General features: G+C 61.5%; 26 protein-coding genes and 1 pseudogene. 24 read left to right on the top strand and 3 right to left on the bottom strand.

The annotated features are described in order from the left end of the window. The first annotated feature begins 15 nt into the window (after window positions 1-15). Genes nifD through FHW96_RS23080 form a run of 12 tightly spaced genes read left to right on the top strand, consistent with a single transcriptional unit; the run spans window position 16 to window position 9,356 of the window. Window positions 16-1,515 carry a nitrogenase molybdenum-iron protein alpha chain gene (nifD, locus tag FHW96_RS23135; RefSeq protein ID WP_172342967.1) on the top strand — a complete coding sequence of 500 codons (1,500 nt, stop codon included), beginning with the start codon at window positions 16-18 and terminating at the stop codon, window positions 1,513-1,515. A 60-nt stretch (window positions 1,516-1,575) separates the two neighbouring features. After that, window positions 1,576-3,135 (top strand): nitrogenase molybdenum-iron protein subunit beta, encoded by a 1,560-nt coding sequence (gene nifK / locus FHW96_RS23130; protein ID WP_172342933.1) that lies wholly within the window; start codon window positions 1,576-1,578, stop codon window positions 3,133-3,135. Window positions 3,136-3,189: 54 nt separating this feature from the next. Beyond that, the gene (gene nifE, locus FHW96_RS23125) at window positions 3,190-4,872 is read left to right on the top strand and encodes a nitrogenase iron-molybdenum cofactor biosynthesis protein NifE (RefSeq protein ID WP_172342932.1); all 1,683 of its coding nucleotides are present in this window, start codon (window positions 3,190-3,192) and stop codon (window positions 4,870-4,872) included. Continuing rightward, the gene (nifN, locus tag FHW96_RS23120) at window positions 4,869-6,248 is read left to right on the top strand and encodes a nitrogenase iron-molybdenum cofactor biosynthesis protein NifN (protein WP_253951183.1); all 1,380 of its coding nucleotides are present in this window, start codon (window positions 4,869-4,871) and stop codon (window positions 6,246-6,248) included. The genes nifE and nifN overlap by 4 nt, the downstream gene beginning before the upstream one ends. Continuing rightward, a complete protein-coding gene (gene nifX / locus FHW96_RS23115) occupies window positions 6,245-6,652 on the top strand; it encodes a nitrogen fixation protein NifX (protein ID WP_172342931.1) in 408 nt (135 codons plus the stop codon). Before nifN ends, nifX begins: the two co-directional genes overlap by 4 nt. Window positions 6,653-6,654: 2 nt before the next feature. Next, entirely contained in the window at window positions 6,655-7,110 is a 456-nt protein-coding gene (locus FHW96_RS23110) for a NifX-associated nitrogen fixation protein (protein WP_172342930.1), read from the top strand. Window positions 7,111-7,122: 12 nt separating this feature from the next. Continuing rightward, window positions 7,123-7,326, top strand: coding sequence for a CCE_0567 family metalloprotein (locus FHW96_RS23105; protein ID WP_172342929.1), 204 nt, complete (start codon window positions 7,123-7,125; stop codon window positions 7,324-7,326). Next, window positions 7,323-7,607 (top strand): ferredoxin III, nif-specific, encoded by a 285-nt coding sequence (fdxB, locus tag FHW96_RS23100; RefSeq protein ID WP_172342928.1) that lies wholly within the window; start codon window positions 7,323-7,325, stop codon window positions 7,605-7,607. The genes FHW96_RS23105 and fdxB overlap by 4 nt, the downstream gene beginning before the upstream one ends. A gap of 2 nt (window positions 7,608-7,609) precedes the next feature. Further along, window positions 7,610-8,251 carry a nitrogen fixation protein NifQ gene (locus FHW96_RS23095; protein ID WP_216651025.1) on the top strand — a complete coding sequence of 214 codons (642 nt, stop codon included), beginning with the start codon at window positions 7,610-7,612 and terminating at the stop codon, window positions 8,249-8,251. Beyond that, on the top strand, window positions 8,248-8,697 hold the full coding sequence (locus FHW96_RS23090; protein ID WP_172342927.1) for a group III truncated hemoglobin: 450 nt from the start codon (window positions 8,248-8,250) through the stop codon (window positions 8,695-8,697). The genes FHW96_RS23095 and FHW96_RS23090 overlap by 4 nt, the downstream gene beginning before the upstream one ends. Continuing rightward, window positions 8,694-9,122: a Rieske 2Fe-2S domain-containing protein gene (locus tag FHW96_RS23085; protein WP_172342926.1), complete on the top strand. Its 429-nt coding sequence runs from the start codon at window positions 8,694-8,696 to the stop codon at window positions 9,120-9,122. Before FHW96_RS23090 ends, FHW96_RS23085 begins: the two co-directional genes overlap by 4 nt. 27 nt (window positions 9,123-9,149) lie before the next feature. After that, the gene (locus FHW96_RS23080) at window positions 9,150-9,356 is read left to right on the top strand and encodes a zinc ribbon domain-containing protein (protein WP_172342925.1); all 207 of its coding nucleotides are present in this window, start codon (window positions 9,150-9,152) and stop codon (window positions 9,354-9,356) included. Window positions 9,357-9,419: 63 nt separating this feature from the next. On the opposite strand, the gene FHW96_RS23075 is transcribed toward FHW96_RS23080, so the two are convergent. Continuing rightward, window positions 9,420-10,025, bottom strand: a complete 606-nt coding sequence (locus FHW96_RS23075) for a hypothetical protein (protein ID WP_172342924.1) — start codon at window positions 10,023-10,025, stop codon at window positions 9,420-9,422. 340 nt (window positions 10,026-10,365) lie between these two features. On the opposite strand from FHW96_RS23075, the gene FHW96_RS23070 reads away from it, so the two are divergent. The 12 genes and pseudogenes from FHW96_RS23070 to FHW96_RS23015 form a co-directional block, all read left to right on the top strand. Further along, window positions 10,366-10,692 carry an iron-sulfur cluster assembly accessory protein gene (locus FHW96_RS23070; protein ID WP_172342923.1) on the top strand — a complete coding sequence of 109 codons (327 nt, stop codon included), beginning with the start codon at window positions 10,366-10,368 and terminating at the stop codon, window positions 10,690-10,692. 13 nt (window positions 10,693-10,705) lie between these two features. Then, complete coding sequence (gene nifU / locus FHW96_RS23065) at window positions 10,706-11,632, top strand: Fe-S cluster assembly protein NifU (RefSeq protein ID WP_172342922.1); 927 nt, start codon at window positions 10,706-10,708, stop codon at window positions 11,630-11,632. A gap of 14 nt (window positions 11,633-11,646) precedes the next feature. Then, a complete protein-coding gene (nifS, locus tag FHW96_RS23060) occupies window positions 11,647-12,855 on the top strand; it encodes a cysteine desulfurase NifS (RefSeq protein WP_172342921.1) in 1,209 nt (402 codons plus the stop codon). Between the two features lie 34 nt (window positions 12,856-12,889). Continuing rightward, complete coding sequence (gene nifV, locus FHW96_RS23055) at window positions 12,890-14,029, top strand: homocitrate synthase (protein WP_172342920.1); 1,140 nt, start codon at window positions 12,890-12,892, stop codon at window positions 14,027-14,029. Between the two features lie 14 nt (window positions 14,030-14,043). Continuing rightward, window positions 14,044-14,814, top strand: a complete 771-nt coding sequence (gene cysE, locus FHW96_RS23050) for a serine O-acetyltransferase (protein ID WP_216651026.1) — start codon at window positions 14,044-14,046, stop codon at window positions 14,812-14,814. Next, on the top strand, window positions 14,801-15,142 hold the full coding sequence (gene nifW, locus FHW96_RS23045) for a nitrogenase stabilizing/protective protein NifW (RefSeq protein WP_172342919.1): 342 nt from the start codon (window positions 14,801-14,803) through the stop codon (window positions 15,140-15,142). The genes cysE and nifW overlap by 14 nt, the downstream gene beginning before the upstream one ends. A gap of 1 nt (window position 15,143) precedes the next feature. Next, window positions 15,144-16,013 carry an electron transfer flavoprotein subunit beta/FixA family protein gene (locus FHW96_RS23040; protein ID WP_172342918.1) on the top strand — a complete coding sequence of 290 codons (870 nt, stop codon included), beginning with the start codon at window positions 15,144-15,146 and terminating at the stop codon, window positions 16,011-16,013. Window positions 16,014-16,026: 13 nt separating this feature from the next. Next, the gene (locus FHW96_RS23035; protein WP_172342917.1) at window positions 16,027-17,121 is read left to right on the top strand and encodes an electron transfer flavoprotein subunit alpha/FixB family protein; all 1,095 of its coding nucleotides are present in this window, start codon (window positions 16,027-16,029) and stop codon (window positions 17,119-17,121) included. Between the two features lie 10 nt (window positions 17,122-17,131). Next, on the top strand, window positions 17,132-18,454 hold the full coding sequence (locus tag FHW96_RS23030) for an FAD-dependent oxidoreductase (RefSeq protein ID WP_216651024.1): 1,323 nt from the start codon (window positions 17,132-17,134) through the stop codon (window positions 18,452-18,454). A 12-nt stretch (window positions 18,455-18,466) separates the two neighbouring features. After that, on the top strand, window positions 18,467-18,763 hold the full coding sequence (locus FHW96_RS23025; RefSeq protein WP_172342916.1) for a ferredoxin family protein: 297 nt from the start codon (window positions 18,467-18,469) through the stop codon (window positions 18,761-18,763). A gap of 191 nt (window positions 18,764-18,954) precedes the next feature. Continuing rightward, window positions 18,955-20,727, top strand: coding sequence for a nif-specific transcriptional activator NifA (gene nifA / locus FHW96_RS23020; protein WP_305849712.1), 1,773 nt, complete (start codon window positions 18,955-18,957; stop codon window positions 20,725-20,727). Window positions 20,728-21,417: 690 nt separating this feature from the next. Next, window positions 21,418-21,881 (top strand): annotated as a pseudogene (locus tag FHW96_RS23015) (transposase); the annotation flags it as partial. Here the strand turns inward: FHW96_RS23015 and FHW96_RS23010 are convergent. Both FHW96_RS23010 and FHW96_RS23005 read right to left on the bottom strand, forming a co-directional pair. Continuing rightward, window positions 21,854-23,158, bottom strand: a complete 1,305-nt coding sequence (locus FHW96_RS23010; RefSeq protein WP_172342915.1) for a family 1 glycosylhydrolase — start codon at window positions 23,156-23,158, stop codon at window positions 21,854-21,856. The pseudogene FHW96_RS23015 and the gene FHW96_RS23010 overlap by 28 nt on opposite strands. Before the next feature lie 103 nt (window positions 23,159-23,261). Beyond that, window positions 23,262-24,761: a cellulase family glycosylhydrolase gene (locus tag FHW96_RS23005; protein WP_253951182.1), complete on the bottom strand. Its 1,500-nt coding sequence runs from the start codon at window positions 24,759-24,761 to the stop codon at window positions 23,262-23,264. Between the last annotated feature and the right edge of the window lie 16 nt (window positions 24,762-24,777).

The following is a 24,777-nucleotide window of genomic DNA, read 5'->3' as shown; positions in this document are numbered from 1 at the left end:
CAGGAGGACCATGAGATGAGCGTCTCGACCCCCACCAACATTGCAGAAGTCAAGGAACGCAACCGGGCGTTGATCCAGGAAGTCCTGTCGGTCTACCCCGAAAAGACCGCCAAGCGGCGCGCCAAGCACCTGAATGTGCATGAAGAAGGCAAGAGCGACTGCGGCGTCAAATCGAACATCAAATCGATCCCCGGCGTGATGACGATCCGTGGCTGTGCCTATGCCGGATCGAAGGGCGTGGTGTGGGGGCCGATCAAGGACATGATCCACATCAGCCACGGGCCGGTCGGCTGCGGCCAGTATAGCTGGGCCTCGCGCCGCAACTATTACGTGGGCACGACCGGCATCGACACTTTCGGCACGATGCAGTTCACTTCCGACTTTCAGGAAAAGGACATCGTGTTCGGCGGCGACAAGAAGCTGGCCAAGATCATCGATGAGATCGAGGAACTTTTCCCGCTCAACAAGGGCATTTCGGTGCAGAGCGAATGCCCGATCGGCCTGATCGGCGATGATATCGAGGCCGTTTCCAAGGCCAAGAGCAAGGAGCATGGCGGCAAGACCATCGTGCCGGTGCGCTGCGAGGGCTTCCGCGGCGTCTCGCAATCGCTGGGGCACCATATCGCCAATGACGCGATCCGCGACTGGGTGTTCGACAAGAGCGAGGGCAAGGCCCCGAACTTCGAACCCGGCCCCTATGATGTGGCGATCATTGGCGATTACAACATCGGCGGCGATGCCTGGTCCAGCCGCATTCTGCTGGAGGAAATGGGCCTGCGCGTGGTGGCGCAATGGTCCGGCGACGGCACGATTGCCGAACTCGAAGCCACGCCCAAGGCCAAGCTCAACGTGCTGCACTGCTACCGCTCGATGAATTACATCAGCCGGCACATGGAAGAAAAATACGGCATTCCCTGGGTGGAATATAATTTCTTCGGACCTTCGAAGATCGAGGAAAGCCTGCGCAAGATCGCCAGCTATTTCGACGAGAAGATCCAGGCGGGCGCCGAGGCCGTGATCGCCAAGTACAAGCCGCTGATGCAGGCTGTGATCGACAAATACAAGCCCCGCCTCGCCGGCAAGAAGGTGATGCTCTATGTCGGCGGCCTGCGCCCCCGCCACGTCATCGGTGCCTATGAGGATCTGGGCATGGAAGTGGTCGGCACCGGCTATGAATTCGGCCACAATGACGACTATCAGCGCACCGCCCAGCATTACGTCAAGGACGGCACGCTGATCTATGACGACGTGACGGGCTATGAGTTCGAGAAATTCGTCGAGACGGTGAAGCCCGATCTCGTCGGTTCGGGCATCAAGGAGAAGTACGTCTTCCAGAAGATGGGCGTGCCGTTCCGCCAGATGCACAGCTGGGACTATTCCGGCCCCTATCACGGCTATGACGGGTTCGCGATCTTTGCCCGTGACATGGACATGGCGATCAATTCGCCGGTCTGGAAGCTGCCCGCCGCGCCCTGGAAGCAGGATCCGGACTATGTCGCCATCGCGGCAGAATAAAAGCTGATCCGGGCGGCCGCCACGCGCCGTCCCGCCATCCCATTGCATAAGGAGGCCACCATGCCCCAGGACGCCAATCAGGTTAAAGACCACTTTTCCCTGTTCCGCGAGCCGGAATACAAGGAACTGATCGCCAACAAGCGCGCCAATTTCGAAAACCGCCATGCTCCTGAAAAGGTGCAGGAAGTGGTCGAATGGGCCAAGACCGAGGAATATAAGGAGCTCAATTTCAAGCGCGAGGCGCTGGTGGTCAACCCCGCCAAGGCCTGCCAGCCTTTGGGCGCGGTGTTTGCCGCCGTGGGCTTTGAAGGCACGATCCCCTTCGTGCACGGCTCGCAGGGCTGCGTTGCCTATTACCGCTCGCATTTCTCGCGCCATTTCAAGGAGCCGACGTCCTGCGTTTCCTCCTCGATGACCGAGGATGCGGCGGTGTTCGGCGGCCTCAACAATATGATCGACGGGCTGGCCAACACCTATTCGATGTACAAGCCCAAGATGATCGCGGTGAGCACCACCTGCATGGCCGAAGTGATCGGCGATGACCTGAATGCTTTCATCAAGACAGCGCGCGAAAAGGGCTCGATTCCCGCTGAATATCCGGTGCCCTTTGCGCATACGCCCGCTTTCGTGGGCAGCCATATCACCGGCTATGACAATGCGATGAAGGGCGTTCTGGAATATTTCTGGGATGGCCGGGCGGGAACAATCGACAAGGTTGCCCGCGTGCCCAATGGCAAGATCAACTTCATCGGCGGTTTCGACGGCTATACGGTGGGCAATATGCGCGAAGTGAAGCGCATTTTCGACACGATGAAGGTCGAATACACGATCCTTGGCGACAATTCGGATGTCTGGGACACGCCCACCGATGGCGAGTTCCGCATGTATGACGGCGGCACCACGCTGGAGGATGCCGAAAACGCCGTGCATGCCAAGGCCACCATTTCGATGCAGGAATTCTGTACCGAAAAGACCCTGCCGATGATCGCGGCCCATGGCCATGAAACCGTGGCCTTCAACCACCCCGTCGGGGTCGAGGCCACTGACCGGTTCATCATGGAAGTGGCCCGGCTGGCGGGCGTGACCATTCCCGATGAACTGGCCAAGGAACGCGGCCGTCTGGTCGATGCGATTGCCGACAGCAATGCCCATATCCATGGCAAGAAATTTGCCATCTATGGCGATCCCGACCTTTGCTATGGCCTGGCGCAATTCATCATGGAGCTGGGCGGCGAGCCGGTGGTGGTGCTTTCCACCAATGGCGGTAAGGGCTGGGCGAAGAAGATGCAGGAGCTGTTTGACAGCTCGCCTTTCGGTGCGGGCTGCAAGGCCTATCCCGGCAAGGATCTGTGGCACATGCGCAGCCTGCTCTTCACCGAAAAGCCCGATTTCCTGATCGGCAACACCTATGGCAAATATCTCGAACGCGACACGGGCGTTCCTCTGATCCGCCTCGGTTTCCCGATCTTCGATCGCCACCACAAGCACCGCTATCCGGTGTGGGGCTATCAGGGCGCGATGAATGTGCTGGTGACCATCCTTGATCGCATCTTCGATCATATGGACGCCACCACCGACGGCATCGCCACCACCGACTACAGCTTCGACATCATCCGCTGAGGCGGGCCGGTTTCGCAGGAAGAACAGGGCAACCGGGCCAACGGAGGAACCCAGATGAACAGTCTCAGTCAGACCATCCAGGATGTTTTCAACGAGCCCGGTTGCGATAAAAATCAGGCGAAATCGGAAAAGGAACGCAAGAAGGGCTGCACCAAACAGTTGCAGCCCGGAGGCGCGGCGGGCGGCTGCGCCTTTGACGGGGCCAAGATCGCGCTGCAACCGATCACCGATGTGGCGCATCTGGTGCATGGCCCCATCGCCTGCGAGGGGTCAAGCTGGGACAATCGCGGCGCCAAATCCTCCGGCCCCATGCTTTACCGCACCGGCTTTACCACCGACATGACCGAGAATGACATCGTGTTCGGCGGTGAAAAACGGCTGTATAAGGCGATTCGCGAGATCCGGGACAAATATGATCCCCCGGCGGTCTTCGTCTATCAGACTTGCGTTCCGGCCATGATCGGCGATGATATCGAGGCCGTGTGCAAGGCGGCCAGCGCCAAGTTTGGCCTGCCCTGCATCCCGGTCATGTCGCCCGGCTTTGTCGGCCCGAAAAACCTTGGCAACAAGCTGGCGGGCGAGGCCTTGCTCAAGCATGTGATCGGCACGGTGGAGCCGGATGTCACCACGCCCTATGACATCAACATTATCGGCGAATATAATCTGGCGGGCGAACTCTGGCAGGTAAAGCCGCTGCTCGACGAATTGGGCATTCGCATCCTGTCCTGCATTTCGGGCGATGCGCGCTACAAGGAGGTGGCGTGGAGCCACCGCGCCCGCGCCGCGATGATGGTATGCTCCAAGGCGATGATCAATGTCGCGCGCAAGATGGAGGAGCGCTATGGCATCCCCTTCTTTGAAGGCAGTTTCTACGGCATTGGCGATATGTCGGAAAGTCTGCGCCAGATCGCCAGCCTGCTGATCCAGCGCGGCGCCGATCCTGAGCTGATGGAGCGTACCGAGGCGGTGATAGCGCGGGAGGAGGCCCACGCTTGGGCGGCCATCGAGCCTTACCGCCAGCGCCTGACGGGCAAACGTGTGCTGCTGATCACCGGGGGTGTGAAAAGCTGGTCGGTGGTCAGCGCGCTGCAGGAGGCCGGGATGGAGGTGGTGGGCACTTCGGTCAAGAAGTCCACCGACGAGGACAAGGAGAAGATCAAGGAGATCATGGGGGCCGATGCCCATATGATCGACGATCTGCCCCCGCGCGAAATGTATCGAATGCTGAAAGCCAGCGAGGCTGACATCATGCTCTCGGGCGGGCGGACGCAATTTGTTGCGCTCAAGGCTACGATGCCATGGATGGACATCAATCAGGAGCGACACGAAGCCTTTGCCGGTTATCACGGCATGGTCTCGATGGTGCGCGAGATCGACCGTACACTTTCCAACCCCATGTGGCAACAGGTACGCGCGCCTGCTCCATGGGAAGAGGCAGGCGCGGCGACATGGCAAAGCCGCGCTCTGCAGGATGAGGGCGAAGGCGCGGCGGGGGCAGGGGGGGCGCAGGCATCCCCTCCCGCCGACAGCGAGGAAAGGCGCCGCGCCCGCGCCATATGTCAGTGCAAGGCGGTCAGCGTGGGAATGATCGAGGATGCGGTGGCGCTGGGCCATCACAGCACCGAAGCTGTGTCCCGCATGACCCGCGCGAGCACCGGGTGCGGCGGCTGCGCCCCCTTCGTGGCGCGCACCATTGCCGCCGCACAGGAGCGGCCCGTGGCCACGGAGGCGGCATGATGGCGCGGGTCGAGAAATCCGCCAAAGCCTGCACGGTCAATCCGCTGAAAATGAGCCAGCCCATCGGCGGGGCGCTGGCTTTCATGGGGCTGGCCGGGGCTATGCCGCTGCTGCATGGCTCGCAGGGCTGCACTTCATTTGGGCTGGTGCTGTTTGTCCGCCATTTCCGCGAGGCCATTCCGCTGCAAACCACCGCGATGAGCGAGGTGGCCACTGTGCTGGGCGGTTTTGACAATGTCGAGCAGGCCGTGGTTAACATTGCCAACCGCACCAAGCCCGCGGTGATCGGCATTTGCTCGACCGGGGTGACCGAGATAAAGGGCGATGATCTGGCCGGTTTTGTCAAGCAGATCCGCCAGCGGCATCCTGAACTGGATCATATCGCGCTGGTGCAATGCTCGACGCCGGACTTTGCCGGAGCCTTTCAGGATGGCTGGGCGCGTGCGGTCGAGGCGATGGTTGAGCAACTGGTCGATCCGGTGGCATCGGATGCCACGCCGATGCGCGATCCCCGCCGGGTCAATATCCTGCCCGGTTGCCATCTGACGCCGGGCGATATTGATGAATTGCGCGATCTGTTCGAGGCTTTCGGCCTGCAGCCCCTGTTCGTGCCGGATCTCTCGGGCTCGCTCGACGGGCATATTCCCCAGGATTTCACCCCCACCACGCTGGGCGGGGCCGGGGTGGGCGATCTGCGCAAGATGGGCCTGGCCGCGCATACGGTGGCCATTGGCGAACAGATGCGCAAGGCTGCCGAGATGCTTGGTGCCAAAACCGGCGTGCCTTATCGCCTGTTTGAGCGGGTGACGGGATTGACCGCCTGCGACGAGTTGATTCAGCATCTTTCGACCATTTCCGGGATGCCGGTGCCGCGCAAATATCGCCGTCAGCGCGGGCAATTGATTGATGCCATGCTGGATGGCCATTTCCACATCGGCGGTCGCCGCATCGCCATTGCGGCTGAGCCGGACCTGCTCTTTGCGCTGGCCTCTTTCCTGCGCGAGATGGGCGGTGATATTGTCAGTGCGGTGACAACCACCGCCAGCCCGCTCAATGCGCGCGTGCCCGTCGGCGTGGTAACCATCGGTGATCTGGAGGATATGGAGGCGCAGTCGCGCGAGGGCGATGCGCAGATCATCCTGACCCACAGCCATGGCCGTCAGGCTGCGGAGAGGCTCGGGGTTTCCCATTTCCGCATCGGCCTGCCCATGTTCGACACGCTGGGCGCGGGCCATCTGGTCAGCGTGGGCTACAAGGGCACCCGTGATCTGATTTTCGCTATCGGCAACATGCTGATGCACAGCCATCACGAGGCCAGTCCGCAGGATTGGCGGGACGCCTGGAACGACCACACCATCAAGGAGGCAGCGGAATGAAAGTAGCCTTTGCCACGCAGGATTTGCTGCGGATCGACGCCCATTTCGGCTGGGCGCGCAATCTGGCCATCTATGATCTGGATGCCGATGGTTGGTCGCTGGACCGGGTCGTCGAATTTTCCGGCGAGCTCAACGAGGATGGCAATGAGGACAAGCTGGCCCCCAAGCTGGAGGCGCTGGCCGGGGTTTCCATTCTGGTGGTGGCGGCCATCGGCGGATCGGGCGCGGCCCGCGTTGTCGCGCAGAATATCCACCCGATGAAAGTGGCCGAACCCGAACCCATCGAGGGCATGCTGGCCAAGTTGCAGGAGGTGCTGAAAGGCACGCCTCCGCCATGGCTGCGCAAGGTGATGGCCAAGGGCGAAAAGGCCCGCAGCCTTGATTTCGAGGAAGAGGAAGCCTGAGCATGGCCGAGAATGCAACAATGCCCGTGATCGAGGGCTTTGCCGCCGATCTTGTGCGCCAGATCCGCGCGCAGGACACCCATGGTTCGTGGGACCGCAAGAGCGACTTTCAACTGATCGAGGATTTCATCCTCGACAAGGAGAAGCGCCGCGCCATCCCGATCATCGGCGATCCCGATCCCGACACGATCTGGCGGCTCGAACTTTTCTATGGCGCCCTGTGCCTTGCCATCGAGAAGCGCTGCGGCAAGATGGTCAGCCCGCTGATGAAGCTGTCCCATGAAGGGTTCGGGCGGATGGTGCTGACCTGCGGGCGGCTGATCGTCATCAACAAGAGCCTGCGCGATGTGCATCGCTTTGGTTTCGACAGTCTCGAAAAGCTGAATGCCGAGGCTGAAAAGCTGATCGGGCAGGCGATCGAGATGATTGAGCAGTTCCCCGCCGTGGCGGATTATTGAGAGGGGGCGGGCATGAGCGATCCGGAGGCGATGAAGGCCGAGGTCAGGAAACTCTCCGCGCAGGCGATGCAGGCGAAGATGGATCTCCACGATCTGTCGGAGGAACTGCCGCTGGGGGTGGAAAAGGTGCTGGCCGTGGCGCAGCGGGTGGTGGATGCCTATGGCGCGCTGGCGGCCAAAAAGGCGCAGATGGCCGCCGGGGAGGCAAAAGCATGAGCACGCCCCGGACGCGCGGCGGGCGGGACTGGACCCCGGCCTATCTGCTCTCGATCAACCCGGAACTGTGCATCGGTTGCGGCCGCTGTTTCAAGGTTTGCGGACGCAATGTCATGGGTTTGCGCGGGCTTAACGAGGACGGCGTATTGGTTGAGGATGACGAGGATGATGATGAGATCGTCAAGCGCGTGATGGCAATGGAGGATGCCGATGCCTGCATCGGCTGCGGCGCCTGTGCCCGCGTTTGCCCGACCAATTGCCAGACCCATGGAGCCGCCTGAGCATGGATGTGACGCGCGGGATGTATGAGCGCCTGATCGCCGGGGCCACAATGGCGGGAACGCCGCTGCTCATGGCCCATGTGATGGCCTGCATTCTCGCGCTGGCCTATGCGGAAAGTGCGGAAGAGGGCGGCGATGCAGGAGAGCTGTGCGGGCTGGCCGGCCATGAACTGGATGAAGTGGCGCATCTGGTGTTTGGCGGAACGGGCCTGCCTGATGGGGCCGGGCGCAAGGGCGCACCGGGCGCCCCGGAGATGGATCTACGCGCGATCCTGATGATGCATGCGGCCTCGGCCTGCCGGTCTGAGATGCTGCTGTCAGCCATGATCGCGCGCCGCGCCCTGCGGCCCAACCATCTGTGGCAGGATCTGGGCCTTTCGCATCGCGGCGAACTCTCCGAACTGATGCGCCGCCATTTTCCCGGTTTGGCCCGACGCAATGCGCAGGACATGAAGTGGAAGAAATTCTTCTATCGCATGATGTGCAGCGCGGAGGGTTTTACCCTTTGCGCCGCGCCGGTCTGCACCGAATGCGACGATTTCGAGGATTGTTTCGGCGCCGAGGATGGCGAAGCGCTGCTGGCACGGATGGCCAATGGCAAATGGCTTTCATCCTCGCAACCCCTGCAAGGAGGCATGGCATGACGGACCCGATCTGCGCATCACCCCCCGACGGCCCGCAACCCGATCCCGACCGGGGCGACCCGGCGGAGGAAGCCCGGATCAGCGCGATGGTCGCGCGCTTCTATGAATTGTGCCTTGCCGATGACCTGCTGGGGCCGATGTTTCGCGCCGCCATTCCTGATCTTGCTCCGCATATGGTGATCGTCGAGGATTTCTGGAGCCATGCGCTGCTGGGCACCCATCGCTATCAGCGCGGCACGCCCTATTCGCATCACACCCGTCTTTCCGTGGTCGAGCAGCATTTTGATCGCTGGATGGCGGCCTTTGCCACGGCCACGCACGAATGTCTGAGCCCGGATATGGCCGAACTGGCGATGAAGCGCGCCGCGCATATGACCAAAAGCTTCAAGATGGGCATGCTGCCTTTGCCGGAAGTGAAGGTGTCTGCCGGTGAGGCTAGGCCATGAATCCCCAGCCGCGGCCCGCGCCGCGCCCGGCGATTTATGCGGTCTGCGCGCTGGAGGATATTCCCAACCGCCGCGCACGGGCTTTCGTGCTGGCCCGGCCTGATGCGGACGGCGCGCCCCGGCCCTGGCCGATCCTGATCCTGCGCTGGGGCCGCCATGTGCGCGCTTATGAAAACCGTTGCCCGCATCAGGGCGTGCATCTCGATTGGGAGCGGGGCGAATTTCTCGACAGCGAAGGTGTGCGTATCCAGTGCGGCAAGCATGGGGCGTTGTTTGATCTCGGCTCGGGCGAATGCGTTGATGGCCCTTGCCGGGGCGAAAGGCTGACCGCCATCGACGTGATGATAGACGAGGACGAGATCTGCCTGTCGGGGATCTCGCTGATCGAGGATGAGGATTTCGACAGCGGGCAGGGCGTGGATTGAAGGCGTTGGGCCTGAAGGAGTTCGAGAATGCCGCTTTATGACATAGAATGCGAGGCTTGCATGGCCGTCAGCGAGGTGCTGGTGAAGGCGAGCGATCCGGTGATCTGCCCCGCCTGCGGCAGCGAGCGGGCGCATCGCCTTGTGTCGCGCCCCGCCGCGCCGGGCACCTCACGCGCGATCATGGCCGCCGGGCGCGAGGTCGCGCGCCGCGAGGGCCATCTTTCCAATTTCTGATCCAGTCTCTTTCAAGATCCGGTGGCATACACCACCGGATCTTTTGGAGATTGCCATCGGCCGTCAAACCGGACGGTTCTCGTTGCGGTTGCGCACCGGCTCCATGGCCGCCACGCCATCCTCATAGCTGAGTTCGGGATAGAGGGCGCTGAAAGCGGCCACCTTGTCCAGCACATATTCGAGTTTTTGCGCGCCATTCAGCTTCTTCACATCATTCTTGTCGATATCGACCAGTTCGAGCGTTTCCTTCCACACGGTTGATTCATCGAGCGGCAGGACATAGGCGGTGGCGCTCGCAAAGGACACACGGTATTTCTTCAGAAAATCAATGTTATTGGCAAAGAGCACATAGGTTCCTTTGGGATCGATGAAATCCCCCAGCACTTCGCCCGCATCCTTGAGCCAGGCGAAATTGTGCAGATAGCCCACCAGCACCGGGATCTTGCCCGTGGCCACATCGGCCACGGCCAGCACCTGTTCGAGCGAGTAGGCCGGGGGGCGAGCTTCGTCGGCCACCTGATCCTGAAAGGCCAGCGCGATATCGCCGCGAAAGCCGAAAGTGCCCGTGCGCGGCAGAGGTTCCTTCAGCACGGCATTGAGCAGGCGGCGCGCGCTATCCAGCTTGCCAAAGGCGGTATCGCCCAGCGCTACGGCGTCGATTGTGGTCATGGACAGGTCTCCTTGAACGGAAGGTGAGATGGTGGCGGGTCGCGGGGGAACGCCCCCCCGGCGGGGCCGACGCGCCTCGCGCCATGCCCACCCTTCGCCCTATGCAGGAAACGGGCCGTTTTCGCTTTCGCCCTGTGTTTGCGCATCTTTGGCGCAAAAGTGCTGATGGAGGTGCGCCCAGTGTGTGCATTGCAACATGGCCCTTTGTCGCAAACCCGCCAAACGGCCTGTCTCAGCCCGCGTGCCGCCATGGCCATTGGCGGAAATCGGGCGATTTCGCGCTCTGGCACGGTGTTTGCGATACCTCCCTTCGTCAACCATTCGTCGGGGAGCCAGTTCGATGATTATCCTGACCGACAGTGCGGTCGAAGCGGTCCGCACCGCCATGAGCAAAGCGCAGGGGGAGCAAAATCCCGCCGGCCTGCGCATTCAGGTCGAGGCCGGGGGATGCGCCGGATACAAATATATGATGGGTCTGGTGTCTCAGCCGCATCCTGATGATGCGTTGGTGCGCAGCGGCGATGTGGCCGTGTTCATCGATCCGGCGAGCCAGCCCCTCCTGGCCGGAACCACGGTGGATTTCGTGGTCGCCCTCGAAGGTTCGGGCTTCACGTTTGAAAACCCCAACGCCGCCAACAGCTGTTCTTGCGGCAAATCTTTCGGCTGAAGGAGACAAGTTCATGTGGGAATATAGCGAGAAGGTGAAGGATTACTTCTTCAACCCCAAGAACAGCGGTATTCTGGAAGATGCCGATGGCGTGGGCGATGTGGGCGCGATCAGTTGCGGCGATGCGCTGCGCCTGATGATCAAGGTGGACCAGCCCACGCAGACCATCATCGATGCCAAATTCCAGACCTTCGGCTGCGGCAGCGCGATTGCCTCCTCCTCGGCGCTGACCGAGCTGATCATCGGCAAGACGATCGAGGAGGCGATGGGCCTCACCAATCAGGATATTGCCGAATTCCTGGGCGGATTGCCGCCGGAAAAGATGCATTGCTCGGTGATGGGGCAGGAGGCGCTGCATGCGGCCATTGCCAATTATCGCGGCGAGGTCTGGGTGGATGACCATGAGGAAGGCGCTCTGATCTGCAAATGCTTTGGCATTGATGAAGGTATGATCGAGCGCACCGTGCGCACCAACGGCCTGACCAGCATCGAGGAAATCACCAATTACACCAAGGCGGGCGGTGGCTGCTCCACCTGCGCCGAGGGGATCGAGGAAGTGCTGGCGCGGGTCAATGCCGAGATGGTGGCCGAGGGCGCTCTGGCGGCGGACCGGGCCTTCGTGGCGGGCGCGGCGCCGCTGCCGGTGAAGGAAAAGAAGGTGGTGTCAGTCAATGCGGGAGCCAATACGAGCAAACCGCTGACCAATCTGCAAAAGATCCGCCTGATCGAGGAAACGCTCGAAAGCATCCGCCCCAGCCTTCAGCGCGACGGTGGCGATTGCGAACTGGTCGATGTGGAAGGCAACCGGGTGATGGTCAAGCTCACCGGCGCCTGTGTCGGCTGCCATCTTTCCTCGGCCACGATCGAGGGCGTGCAGGCCCGCCTTGTCGAGGCGCTGGGCATGCCGCTGCTCGTCATCCCCGTCACCAATGTTCATTGATCGGGAGCTTTGTCATGACCGTTTCCCCCGTCTATCTCGACAATAACGCCACCACCCGCTGCGATCCCGAAGTCGTGGCCGCGATGCTGCCTTTCTTTACTGAGCAATTCGGCAATGCTTCCTCCATGCATGCCTTTGGCAGCGAGGTGGGCGGGGCGATTGCCAAGGCCCGCCGCGCGCTGGCCGATCTGCTGGGCGCCGAGTTCGACCATGAGATCGTCTATACCGGCGGCGGCACCGAGGCGGACAGCACAGCGATCCTTTCGGCGCTGGAAACGCAGACCGGACGCACGGAGATCATCACCAGCGCGGTCGAACATCCCGCCGTGCTGACGCTGGTGGCGCATCTGGAAAAGACCGGGCGGGCCAAGGTGCATGTCATCCCGGTGGATGCGCGCGGGCGACTCGACATCGAAGCCTATGCCCGGGCGCTCTCGGACAAGACCGCCATCGTCTCGATCATGTGGGCCAACAATGAAACCGGCACGATCTTTCCGGTCGAGCAACTGGCCAGGATGGCCCATGGCGTGGGCGCGCTGTTTCACACCGATGCGGTGCAGGTCGTGGGCAAGATCCCGATGGATCTGAAAAACAGCGCCATCGACATGCTTTCGCTCTCGGGCCACAAGCTGCATGGGCCAAAGGGCATCGGCGCTCTCTATGTGCGCAAGGGCGTGCGGCTGCGTCCGCTGATCCGGGGCGGCCATCAGGAGCGTGGACGGCGCGCGGGCACCGAGAATGCCCCGGCCATCATCGGCCTCGGCAAGGCGGTAGAGCTGGCCGCGGCCCATATGGCGCAGGAGCAGACCACCGTCAAAGCCCTGCGCGACCGGCTGGAAGCGGGATTGTTGCAGCGCATCGGCAACAGTTTCGTCACCGGCGATGTGGAAAACCGCCTGCCCAACACCTGCAACATTGCCTTTGAATATATCGAGGGCGAGGCGATCCTGCTGCTGATGAACCGCGAGGGGATTGCCGCTTCATCGGGATCGGCCTGCACCTCGGGCAGCCTGGAGCCGAGCCATGTGCTGCGCGCGATGAACATTCCCTATACCGCCGCCCATGGCGCGATCCGCTTCAGCTTCTCGCGGGAGAACAGCGAGGGCGATGTGGACCGCGTGCTGGAAGCCATGCCGCCGATCATCGAAAAATTGCGCGACATGAGCCCCTTCTGGCGCGAGCGCGATGTGCATACCGCCGCCTTCAACCCGACCTATGCCTGATATCAGCCTCTGACCCGTCAGAAAGGAGAGTTCCATGGCCAGTCCTGCCCCTCCGGTTATCATCAATGACAGCACTTTGCGCGACGGCGAACAGGCCCCCGGTATCGCCTTCACGCTGGATGAAAAACTGGCCATTGCGGCCATGCTCGATGCCGCCGGGGTGGACGAGATCGAGGCCGGCACGCCCGCGATGGGGCCCGAAGAGCTTGATGCGATCCGCACCATTGCCGGGATGAACAGGCGGGCCGCCGTCATCCCCTGGTGCCGGATGACGCGGGGCGACATTGATCTGGGGGCGATGGTCGGCTCCGGGCGCATCCATCTGTCCGTTCCGGTTTCCGACCGCCAGATCCGCGCCAAATTCGGCACGGGGCGTCAGGATGTGCTGGCGCGCATTGCCGATGCGGTGCCCTATGCGCTGGATCAGGGGCTGCGCGTGTCGGTGGGGGGAGAGGATGCCAGCCGCGCCGATCCCGATTTCCTCGCCCGCGTGGTGGTGGCCATCGAAGAGGCGGGCGGGCATCGCTTCCGCTATGCCGATACGCTGGGCGTGCTTGATCCCTTTGGCACGCGCGACATCTTTGCCCGTCTGGCCCGCGAAACCGACATAGAGCTGGAATTCCATGGCCATGACGATCTCGGGCTGGCCACGGCCAATACGCTGGCCGCTGTGCGCGGCGGGGCGACCCATGCCAGCGTCTGCGTGCTGGGGCTGGGCGAGCGGGCGGGCAATGCGCCGCTTGAGGAAGTGGTAACCGCTCTGCGCGAGACGCTGGGGCGACGCACCGGTGTCGATTTGGCCCAGCTTGGCACTCTTGCAGACAAGGTTGCCAATGCGGCCTGTCGCCCGATCCCGGAAAACAAGCCGATTGTGGGGGGCAGCGTCTTTGCCCATGAATCGGGCATCCATGTTTCGGGTCTGCTGCGCGATGCGGGCACCTATGAGGCGCTTGATCCCGCACTGTTCGGGCGCAAGCGCAAGATTGTGCTGGGCAAACATTCCGGGCGCAGCGCGGTGCGCTCGATGCTGCGTTCGATCGGGCTGGATGCGGAACATGAAAGGCTCGAACAATTGCTCGACGCAGTGCGTTCGCGCGCGGTGCGCACCAAGCGGGTGGTCGATCTGCCCGATCTGGCCGAGCTTTATGTGCAAACCATGACGCCGGTGCTGTGATGGCGACGCACGCGATGCCTCTCGCCACCGGCGGCGTTCAGGACGCGGATCGCCCCTCGATCCGGGGCGAATGGCGGGCGGATGTGGCCTGCGTGGCTGCGCGCGATCCGGCGGCCAATGGCATGCTGGAGGTACTGCTCACCTATCCGGGGGTGCATGCGGTCATCTGGCATCGTCTGGCGCATCGCCTGTGGCGGCGCGGGCATCGCTTTGCGGCGCGCTTTCTCTCGTGGTTTTCGCGGGTGCTCACCAATGTCGATATTCACCCCGGCGCGCGGATCGGCCGGCGCTTTTTCATCGATCACGGCGCTTGCGTCGTGATCGGTGAAACGGCCGAAATCGGCGATGATGTCACGCTTTATCACGGCGTCACGCTGGGCGGCACCAGTTGGCAGGGGGGCAAGCGCCACCCCACGCTGGGCGATGGCGTGGTGGTGGGATGCGGGGCCAAGATTCTGGGGCCGATCACGCTGGGCGCGGGAGCGCGGGTGGGCGCCAACAGTGTGGTGATCGAGGATGTTCCGCCGGGCATGACCGTTGTGGGCATTCCGGGCCGGGTGGTGCGCGATCGGGCCGAGCGGCGGCGCATCAAGGGCCGCATCGATCTGGACCATCATTTGATGCCCGATCCGGTGGGCGAGGCGATTGCCGATCTGCTCGACCGGATCGATTTTCTCGAAGCGCGCCTGGCGCACCGCGAAGCGGCCCAAAACCACCGTGAGACGGCTTGCAATCAACGCGAAGCCCGCCAGCTCATGCAGGAGGATAGTCATGAATCTGCTTGACCGTCTGCAATCCCTGTCGAGTGCCGAAGATTTCTTCGTCACGCTTAATGTGCCCTATGACGAGGCGATCCTGCGTGTGGCGCGGCTCCATATCCTGCGCCGCATGGGGCAATATCTCAAAGGCAGCGCGGTGAACGGGGAACTGGACGAGGCCGATCCCGCCGCGATTTACCAGACCTGCCGCGACCATCTGATGCAGGCCTATGAGGATTTCGTCGCCTCAAGCCCGATCGCCCAGCGCATCTTCAAGGTACATCAGGATGCCATCGCCCCCAAGCCCGAACCCAACCGGCCCTTTGTGCCGCTGTCTGCCCTGACGGGAGAGTGAAATGAATCAGCCCTTACACAGCGTCGTCTGCATCAAGCAGGTGCCCGACAGCGCCCAGATCCGCGTTCATCCGGTGACGAACACGATCATGCGGCAGGGTGTGCCCACGATCATCAACCCCTATGACCTGTTCGCGCTGGAAGAAGCGCTGCGCCTGCGCGACAGGTTTGGCGGCAAGGTGACAGTGCTGTGCATGGGGCCGATGACGGCGGAGGATTCGCTGCGCAAGGCCTTGACCTTCGGGGCGGACCGGGCGGTGCTGCTCTCGGATCGCTATTTTGCGGGTTCGGATACGCTGGCGACCTCCTATGCGCTGTCCATGGCGCTTTTGCAGATTGCGCGTGAATTTGGCGCGCCCGACATCATCTTTACCGGCAAGCAGACCATCGATGGCGACACCGCCCAGGTCGGCCCCGGCATCGCCAAGAGGCTGGGCTATAATCAGCTCACCTATATTTCCAAAATCCGCGATCTTGATCCCGATGGCGGCGCGCTGGTGGTGGAACGCCGGGCCGAGGGCGGCACGCAGGTGTTGCAGACCAAGCTGCCGGTGCTGATCACCATGCTGGAGGGCAGCAATGAGATGCGGCGCGGCAGCATCGAGACCGCGCTGGCCGCCGCCAGAGCGCAGGTGACGATCTGGAACGCGGCCGCCGTGGGCATCGAGGATCTGACCCGATGCGGGCTGCGCGGCTCGCCCACCATTGTCAAAAAGGTCTTTGCGCCCGGCGCGCGCAGCGAAAAGGCCGCCATGATCGGCGCCGAGGCCACCCCCGAGGCCAGCGCCCATGCTGTGATCGATGCAATTTTCGGGCGCATGCCTGCCATCGAGGCGCAGCTTTTCGAAACCGCCGCCCAAGCGGCCTATTGAGGGGGACGGAACTATGGCACAGCAACCACAGGCCGGCGGCGGCAACAGCAGGGCCGGGACCAAGAAGGAACTGCCCGAACATTTCAAGGCCTACAAACATGTGTGGGTGGCCGTGGAAATGGAGCATGGCGCGGTCCATTCGGTGAGTTTTGAACTGCTGGGCGAGGGGCGCAAACTGGCCGACAAGCGCGGCGTGGAACTGGCCGCGGTGGTGATGGGCGAAAGTCGCGCGGAGCTTGACGCGGCGGCGGCGCAATGTTTCGAATATAGCGCCGATCTGGTCTATCTCGCGCAGGATCCGGCGCTGGCCCATTATCGCAATGAAACCGCGTGTCAGGTTCTCACCCATCTGGTCAACACCTATAAGCCGGAAATCCTGCTGCTGGGCGCGACCAATCTCGGGCGCGATCTGGCAGGCTCGGTGGCCACCACGCTGGCCACCGGGCTGACAGCGGATTGCACGGAGCTTGAAATCGACGAGGAAGGCTCGCTGGCCGCCACGCGGCCCACCTTTGGCGGCTCCCTGCTTTGCACGATCTTCACCCTGAATTTCCGGCCCCAGATGGCCACCGTGCGCCCCCGCGTAATGCCCATGCCCGCACGGCAGGAAGGACGCAGCGGTCGTATCATCGAATATAGCCCGGCGATCAACGAGGCCGACATCATCACCAAGGTGCTCGATTTCATCGCCGACCGCGACAGTGACAAGGCCAGCCTGCCCTATGCCGATATTGTGGTGGCGGGCGGCCTGGGGCTGCGTTCGGCGGAGAATTTCCAGTTGGTCAAAAATCTGGCCGAGGTGTTGGGCGCCGAATATGGCGGCTCGCGCCCGCTGGTGCAAAAGGGCTGGATCACCGCAGACCGCCAGATCGGCCAGACCGGCAAGACCATCCGCCCCAAGCTCTATATTGCGGCGGGCATTTCGGGCGCGATCCAGCATCGCGTGGGCGTGGAGGGGGCCGACCTTATCCTGGCCATCAACACCGACCCCAAAGCGCCGATTTTCGAATTTGCCCATCTGGGCATCGTGGCCGACGCCGTCACGCTGTTGCCCGCGCTGACGGAAGCTTTCGCAAACCGGCTGCGCATCAACCGTCTGGCCAGTTGAGGAGGGAAGCATGAGCGAGATGCAGGCGCAGGAGCCGCAATTCGATGCCATCGTGGTGGGCGCTGGCCCTTCGGGCAATGCGGCGGCCTATGTGATGGCCAGCGAGGGGCTGAATGTCCTTCAGATCGAGCGTGGCGAATATTCGGGCAGCAAGAATGTGCAGGGGGCGATCCTCTATGCCGATGCGCTGGAAAAGATCATTCCCGATTTCCGCGAGGATGCGCCGCTCGAACGCCATGTGATCGAACAGCGCATGTGGACGATGGATGATCGCAGCCACACCGGGGTGCATTACCGCAGCGATGATTTCAACGAGGAGAAGCCCAACCGCTATACGATCCTGCGCGCCCAATTCGACAAATGGTTCAACGCGCGGGTGCGGGCGGCAGGCGCGACCGTGCTGTTTGAAACCACCGTCACCGAACTGGTGCGCGATCTGTCGGGCAAGGTGATCGGCGTGCGCACAGACCGGGGCGGCAATCCGATCATGGCGCCGGTGGTGGTGCTGGCCGAAGGGGTCAACGGGCTGGTAGGCCAGCGCAGCGGATTGCGCGAGGAGGTGAAGCCCGGCACGGTGGCGCTGGCGTTGAAGGAAATGCATTTCCTGCCGCGCGAAGTGATCGAGGCGCGCTTCAACCTCTCGGGCAATGAAGGCGTGGTGATCGAGGCGATGGGCACGATCACCAAGGGCATGACCGGCACGGGCTTCCTCTATACCAATGAGGAATCGATCTCGGTGGGCATCGGCTGCATCGTTGATGATTTCGTGGAGGGCGGTGAAACGCCTTATGGTTTGCTCGAAAGTTTCAAGAACCATCCCTCCATCAAACCCTTGCTGGCGGGCAGCGAGATCAAGGAATATGCCGCCCATCTGATCCCGGAAGGCGGATACCGGGCCATTCCCCAGCTTTATGGCGATGGCTGGCTGGTGGTGGGCGATGCGGGGCAATTCGTGAATGCGGTGCATCGCGAAGGGTCCAATCTGGCCATGACCACCGGACGCATTGCGGCGGAAACCGTGGTGATGCTGACCCGCAAGCGCGAAGCGATGAGCCGCGCCAATCTGGCCATTTTCGCCAAGCGGCTGGAAGAGACATTCGTGATGAAGGATCTGAAGAAATACAAGGGTATCCCCGGCCTGCTGCATGGCGGCAAGGCGCAGTTCTTCGGCACCTATCCGCGTCTGATCAGCCAGGCGATGCAGACATGGTTCCGCGTGGATGGCGTGGACAAGAAGAGCAAGGAGGGTGCCATCTTGCGCTCATTCCGCGAGGCGCGCGGGTGGCGGGGCATGATGGGCGATGCGTTCCGGCTGGTCCGGGCTTGGCGATAAGGGAGCAGGCAGATGAGCGAAGTTGCAGCGATCAAGGTCGAGGAAAAGCTCTTTTCCAACCGCTATCTGGTGGATGCGGGGCGGCCTCATATCAGGGTGAAACCCCATCAGACGCCGTCGCGCGGCTTGCTAGCGATGACAAGGCTCTGTCCGGCCGGTTGCTATGCCCAGAATGAAAGCGGGCAGGTGGAGGTTTCGGCCGATGGCTGCGTGGAATGCGGCACCTGCCGCATCGTTACGCAGGGCACCGGCGAGCTGGAATGGAACTATCCGCGCGGTGGCTTTGGCGTGCTTTACAAATTTGGTTGATGTTGCGGGTGCAATAGAGCGCTTCCGGTGTTTTGTGGCCAGGAGAACCTCGCTTTTCTGTCATATTCCCTTGCTCCCCCACAAGGATTTTGAGACCTTATGTTGCAATGCGAATATGATTCGGCGCCCCGAAAGGACCAATGGCCGGACGAGGGAGAAGCGATGAGCCTGAGGGCAGGGAGGTGCTTGTCATGCCCATGTCTGCTGGTTCCGATACTGTCCGTTCCGATGACGCCAATGTCGCTTTCGCACCGGCACTGACTCTGCCCATGCCGAAACACAACATGCCGAAACGCAGCCAGAGCCACACGCGCGCCGACATCGCGCTGCGCGGCATTTACGAGATATCCAAGATACTCGCCACGCCCGCAAGGCTGGAAACCACGCTGGCCAATGTGATGACTCTGCTCTCCAGCTTCATGGACATGCGCCACGGGATTGTTGCGCTGATCGATGAAAAGGGCGATCCGCGCAGCGTCGTGGGCATCGGTTGGAGCGAGCAGCAGGCGCATCGCTATTTCGAGCGTCTGCCCGAGCGCGCGGTGGGGCAGGTGGTGACCACGCAGATGCCGGTGGTGATCCACAATATCGACAAGAGCGCCCTGTTCGCCGGTTGGGAGCGGAGCGAAAAAGTGGCGCGCGACGCCCGCGTTTCCTTCATCGGCGTGCCGATCAAGGATGGTGACAAGGTGATCGGCACGCTGACCATTGAGCAGGTGTGGGACGATGACACGACCTATCATGCCGCCGATGAGGATGTGCGCTTTCTGACCATGGTGGCCAATCTGATCGGCCAGACGGTGCGCCTGATGGATCTGATCGGGCGCGATCGCGAGAGACTGATGGATCAGCAGCGCTTGCTGGAAAAGGAACTGTCGCGTCAGGAAGGCGGCGAAAAGCGCGGCGAGGCGCGCGGCATTGTCGGATCCAGCCCGGCGCTGGGCCATGCGCTCAATCAGATCCGCGTGGTGGCGCGCAGCCATTCGGCGGTTCTGCTGCGCGGCGAAAGCGGGACGGGCAAGGAATTGTTCGCTCGCGCCACCCATGACTTTTCGCCGCGTGCGAAAAAGCCTTTCATCAAGCTCAATTGCGCTGCTCTGCCCGAAAGCGTGCTGGAATCCGAACTGTTCGGCCATGAAAAGGGCGCCTTCACCGGGGCCGTTACCCAGCGCAAGGGCAGGTTCGAACTGGCCGATGGCGGAACGCTGTTTCTGGATGAAATCGGTGATACCAGCCTGTCGTTTCAGGTCAAATTGCTGCGCGTGCTGCAGGAAGGCGAGTTTGAGCGCGTGGGCGGGATGAACACGATCAAGGTCGATGTCCGGCTGGTGTGCGCCACCAACCGCAATCTTGAGGAAATGGTGGCGCGCGGTGAGTTTCGCGCCGATCTCTATTACCGGATCAATGTGGTTTCGGTCCGTCTGCCTGCGCTGCGTGACCGGCGCGAGGATATTCCGCTGCTGGCGCTCGAATTTCTGCGGCGTTTCGATGATGAGCATCGCACGCGGCATGAGCTTAGCCCCTCAGCGATCCGGGTGCTCGATAATTGCTATTTCCCCGGCAATGTGCGCGAGCTGGAGAATTGCATTCGCCGCACCGCCACACTGGCGCCGGGAGATCGGATTTGCGAAGATGACTTTGCCTGCCGTCATGACGAGTGCCTGTCCGCCACCTTGTGGAAAACAGCAGTTTCTCAGCCCTTTTCCATCATCCAGCCACGACCCAAGGCCCCGATCGGCATTGCCAGTCCGCCGATTCCAACCGCTCCTAGCGATTTTGCCGGCGCGCCTTTTGACGCAGAGGATGGCGGGCAGGATAATGTGAAGATCACCCGCAACGAGTTGGTAGCCGCCTTGGAAGCAACGGGATGGGTACAGGCCAAGGCGGCGCGCATGCTGCACCTGACGCCGCGCCAGATCGGCTACGCTTTGCGCAAATATGGCGTGGAGGTGAAACGGCTTTAAGCACCTCTAATACGGACCACGGCGGATTTCCGGCCTCATCCGCGTGTTTGCTGGTCACAACCACCCCATGTCTCGTTATGATTGATGGACTGGGGCGGGGCAGGTTAGCAGGCGAAAATCAGCTCTGACTCCATCAAAATTGCTACCATCAAAGTGTGAAATGGGCGCTTTGGCTGCTTTGAGGAAGCCAAGCATTTCAACTTCCGAATCAAGCTGCGAATCGGGAGAGAATGGCTTCGATTCCGGCATTTGGCATCGAACCCAGATTAGAATCAGGTCTGATGGACTTGGTGATGGTAAAATTTCTCAACTGGAATTATTATTAATTTAAATCAAATATTTATTTTATGAATTCGATTCCGGCTCGGCCTCCACCTCTATGCCACAGAACCCTTTAGAATCCAAGGGTTTTCGGGCTAGGGCCATGCCTTACCTCCCATCGTTCTCCGCCCCCTGCCATTTCTGGGCAGCATCTGGGCAGCAACGGACCTAGCTTCGGCTCCTAGCTTTGCCGCCCCTCCTTGCCCCGTATTCTAGCCATCGAATGCAGATGGCAGGCGCTGGAGGAGAGGCGGGGTGTGCGGGCCTAATGGGTCCTCCGCTGGGAGCAATTCGCGGGGATGGGGTGCGAAGTGTTAAGTCGTGCGTTTTCCTCTGCCCACTCCATCAAGTCCCGGTGAAGGTAACGTCCATGTGCTGCGCGCTGTTCAATACGCCATCGACTGCGGCGACAGGGCTTTTGCCTCCAAGGTCCGCGATCACCTGCGCTGGGCCATCCGCATCGGCAAGCGACGAGGAAGCCTGAAGGATACAATCCTGGCGAGTTACGCGGCCAAGGCCAACAATGTGCTCACCCGCTTGATGCGCATGCCCATTGCCCATCCGGCAGGAAAGGTGCTGCTCAAGCAGATCAAGGCCTAGCGGGGCAAGTTTTTCGTATTCCTCACCAACCGGCCACCAACAACATATCCGAGCGGGAGATCCGCCCCTCGGTCGTGTTCCGAAAGGTCACCAACGGCTTCCGGTCAGACTGGGGCGCCCAAATCCACGCAGGCTATCGTTCTGTCACCGGAACCGCCCGCCTCTCGGGGCAATCAGCCCTCGGCGCTACTCAACAGACGGCGCTCTACAACCTGTTCGCTTGTGCTATTTGACCAAGGATGGAAGCGCTGGGTTTGAGGGTACGCTTGAAAGTCGCCCGGTCGACCGAGGACAGTCCGAATGTGGGCCAGTAACCCAGCGACCATTCAAAGTTGTCGACCAATGACCAGTGGATATAGCCCAAAACTGACACGCCTTCTTCCATGACCTTGTGCAGTTCCTTGAGCGCTGCGGGAATGAAACGAGCGCGAACCGCGTCATCTCTGGTGGTGATACCATGTTCTGTTATAAGCACGGGCCTGTTGGTCATCTGATGGGCATAGCGCACCGCACCGGCCAGTGAGGCGGGATAGACCTCGCCGCCAAAACCGTTGCGCGGCGTCCCGCGCTCGGGCGGGATGCGGTCGGTTGCGCTCCAGACATTGCGTTCATAGTTCTGGACGCCGATAAAATCGTCGTCCCTAGCGGCTTCCAGCCATGCGCCATAGATTTGTGCGCGAACCTCATCGCGCCTTTTCTCGCCGCTCGGTACGGCTTGTTCGTCAATGATGGCCAGACTGACGCCGACGGGCAAGTCGGAGCGCTCCGCCTTGATCGCCGCGCGGCCTTGCTTATGGCCGGCGATTTGATGGCGGGTGATGATGTCGAAGTCTTCGGCATTGGCGGCATTGCCTGCAACGAATTTCTCCACTCCTGCCGCTTTGGCGGCGGCGACCAGCATTTTACGACGCTGCTCTTCCCGTGCCGGCATGACGGTCATTTGCATCAGGCGCAGCACGTTGGGCTCGTTGAGGGTGGTGGCATAGCCGATCTGGCTGGCCAGATGGCGGGCAGCAGTTTGACAGAACCGGGCAAAAAGCTCGACGGATTCAGAATTGGTCCAGCCGCCTTGCCGGGCAAACCAGATGGGGGTGGTATAATGGTTGAAGGTGACAACCGGGGTAATCCCCATCGCCCGGCAGCTTATGACAATCCGCTTGTAATGGTCGAGCATGGCGGTGGAAAAATGGCCTTTGTCCGGCTCGATGCGCGCCCATTCCAAAGAAAAGCGGTATGAATTGAGTCCAATGGATTTGACCAGATCGAGGTCATCCTGCCACAGCTCGAAGCTGTTGAGAGCGTCGCCGGAACGCTCGGCATAGAGCGTTGGCGTAACATTTTCGAGTAGCCAGGTGTCGGCATTCACATTGTTGCCCTCGACCTGATGGCCCGCCGTGGCCGCACCCCACAGGAAATGGTCGGGGAAACTGGTGTTGGTTGTGGCGGCGATGGCCCGTGCGACAGGGCTGATTGCGGCCAGTGCGATCATCGATCGGCGAGAAAGATCCATGGTATAAACTCCGACCCTAAGGGGCGTGCTTAGGTAACTGGCGCTGAGCCAACATGAATGAAAAGGGGCCGGAGGCGCCATCATGGCACCCCCGGCCTTCCAGTTACACCAGCGTGATGAGGGCGACGCCCTCTGCCGGCAATGTCAGGGTCAGGGAACCCTGCGCATCCAGTTTCATGCTGACGGGCGCGGCGATCTCGGCTGCCTTGCGCAGCGTGGCCAGTTGATCGGCGCGCGGATATTGCGGCGATCCCATCGCGCGCCAGGCTGGCAGTGGAGAGCCGCGCTGCTGATCGACATACTGGACCGAGACGGTTTTTCCGGCGGCCCCCTCAAATTTCACCTGAAAGCTTTTGTCCTCGCCGGTCACATTGCGCGTGCGGGCCTGTCCGGGAATGCCCGAAGGTTGCTGCACCTCGGCCAAGTTCCAGATGAGCGTCGCAAGGCTGCCATCAGCGCGCTTGCTGGCCAGCGCAGGCCCTTCGGCTGCAAGGCGAACCTCACCGAGTTGATGCATCAGCTTATAGGTGTTGAAAGGAACCTTGGGGATCTGATGGATCATCGTGCCATAGCCCATGTCGCCCTCTTTAAGGACATAGTCGGCTACGCCCAATTCCTCATAGGTGCTGCTCATGGTCCATTGCGACATGGCCTGACAATGAGGCAGACAGTTGGTGATGATATGGGCGATCAGCGCCGGACTGTCGGCGGACCATTCGCTCAGCCACAAGGGCCTGCCCGCATAGGGCGAGGCGTCGATCTGCTGGCGGCAACGTTTGATGACCTCGGGAATGACCTGAGATTGCGGCAGATTGAGGTTCTGCCCGAACAGCTTATCCTGATTATCGCCAGCGTAACAATGGGTTGAAAAGAAATCGACCGGCAGGTTGTTGGCCGCGCAATAGGCGGCAAAGTCGCTCAGCCATGCGCCCTGCGCCGTCGACGGGCCACCCACCTTGATCGCCGGATCGACGCTTTTGATCGCGGTCACGGTGGCCTTGTACATGTCGAAATAGGTGGCCTGATCGCTGGTCCAGAAGAAGGGCAGGTTGGGTTCGTTCCACACTTCCATCGGCCATGTCCGCACCGTTTGCGCGCCATAGCGGTCGATCAGATGGGTGATAAACTGGCGAATAAAATCGCCCCAGCTATCCATGGTCTTGGGCGGGGTGATGTTGCCATTATAGAAACCGAAACTGGGTTTCCCCGAGGCCAGCTTGGCGGGCATGAAGCTCAGTTCGATGAACGGGGCCACACCGCGTTCGAGCAATCCGTCATAGACCTCGTCAATGGCCTGAAAATTGGGCGCGTCCAGCTTGCCGCGATTGAGAATCGAGGGGGCAAACACGCCCAGTTCATCGTTGAAAATGCCATGAAACCGCACCCTCTTCAGCCCGGTTTCCGAGGCCCAGCGCCCCAGATCCTTGCGCCATGATTCGCGTAAGGTGATCGCCGCCCGGTCGGACCCTGCGCATTCGGACCAGATATGCGGCAAGGCGCCGATCTGTTTGCGCGGGTTGACCGTGACTGCAACCGTGGGAGTCGCAGCAAGAGCAGGAAACCCCGTCATCGCGGCGGCGCCCAGCGCGGAGAACTGAAGCATTTCTCGCCGGTTATAG

It is taken from the genome of Novosphingobium sp. SG751A, from assembly GCF_013149295.1.
Classification (GTDB): Bacteria; Pseudomonadota; Alphaproteobacteria; order Sphingomonadales; family Sphingomonadaceae; genus Novosphingobium.
The sequence above is the reverse complement of the archived record's forward strand: the minus strand, read 5'-3'. Positions and strand labels throughout refer to the sequence as shown.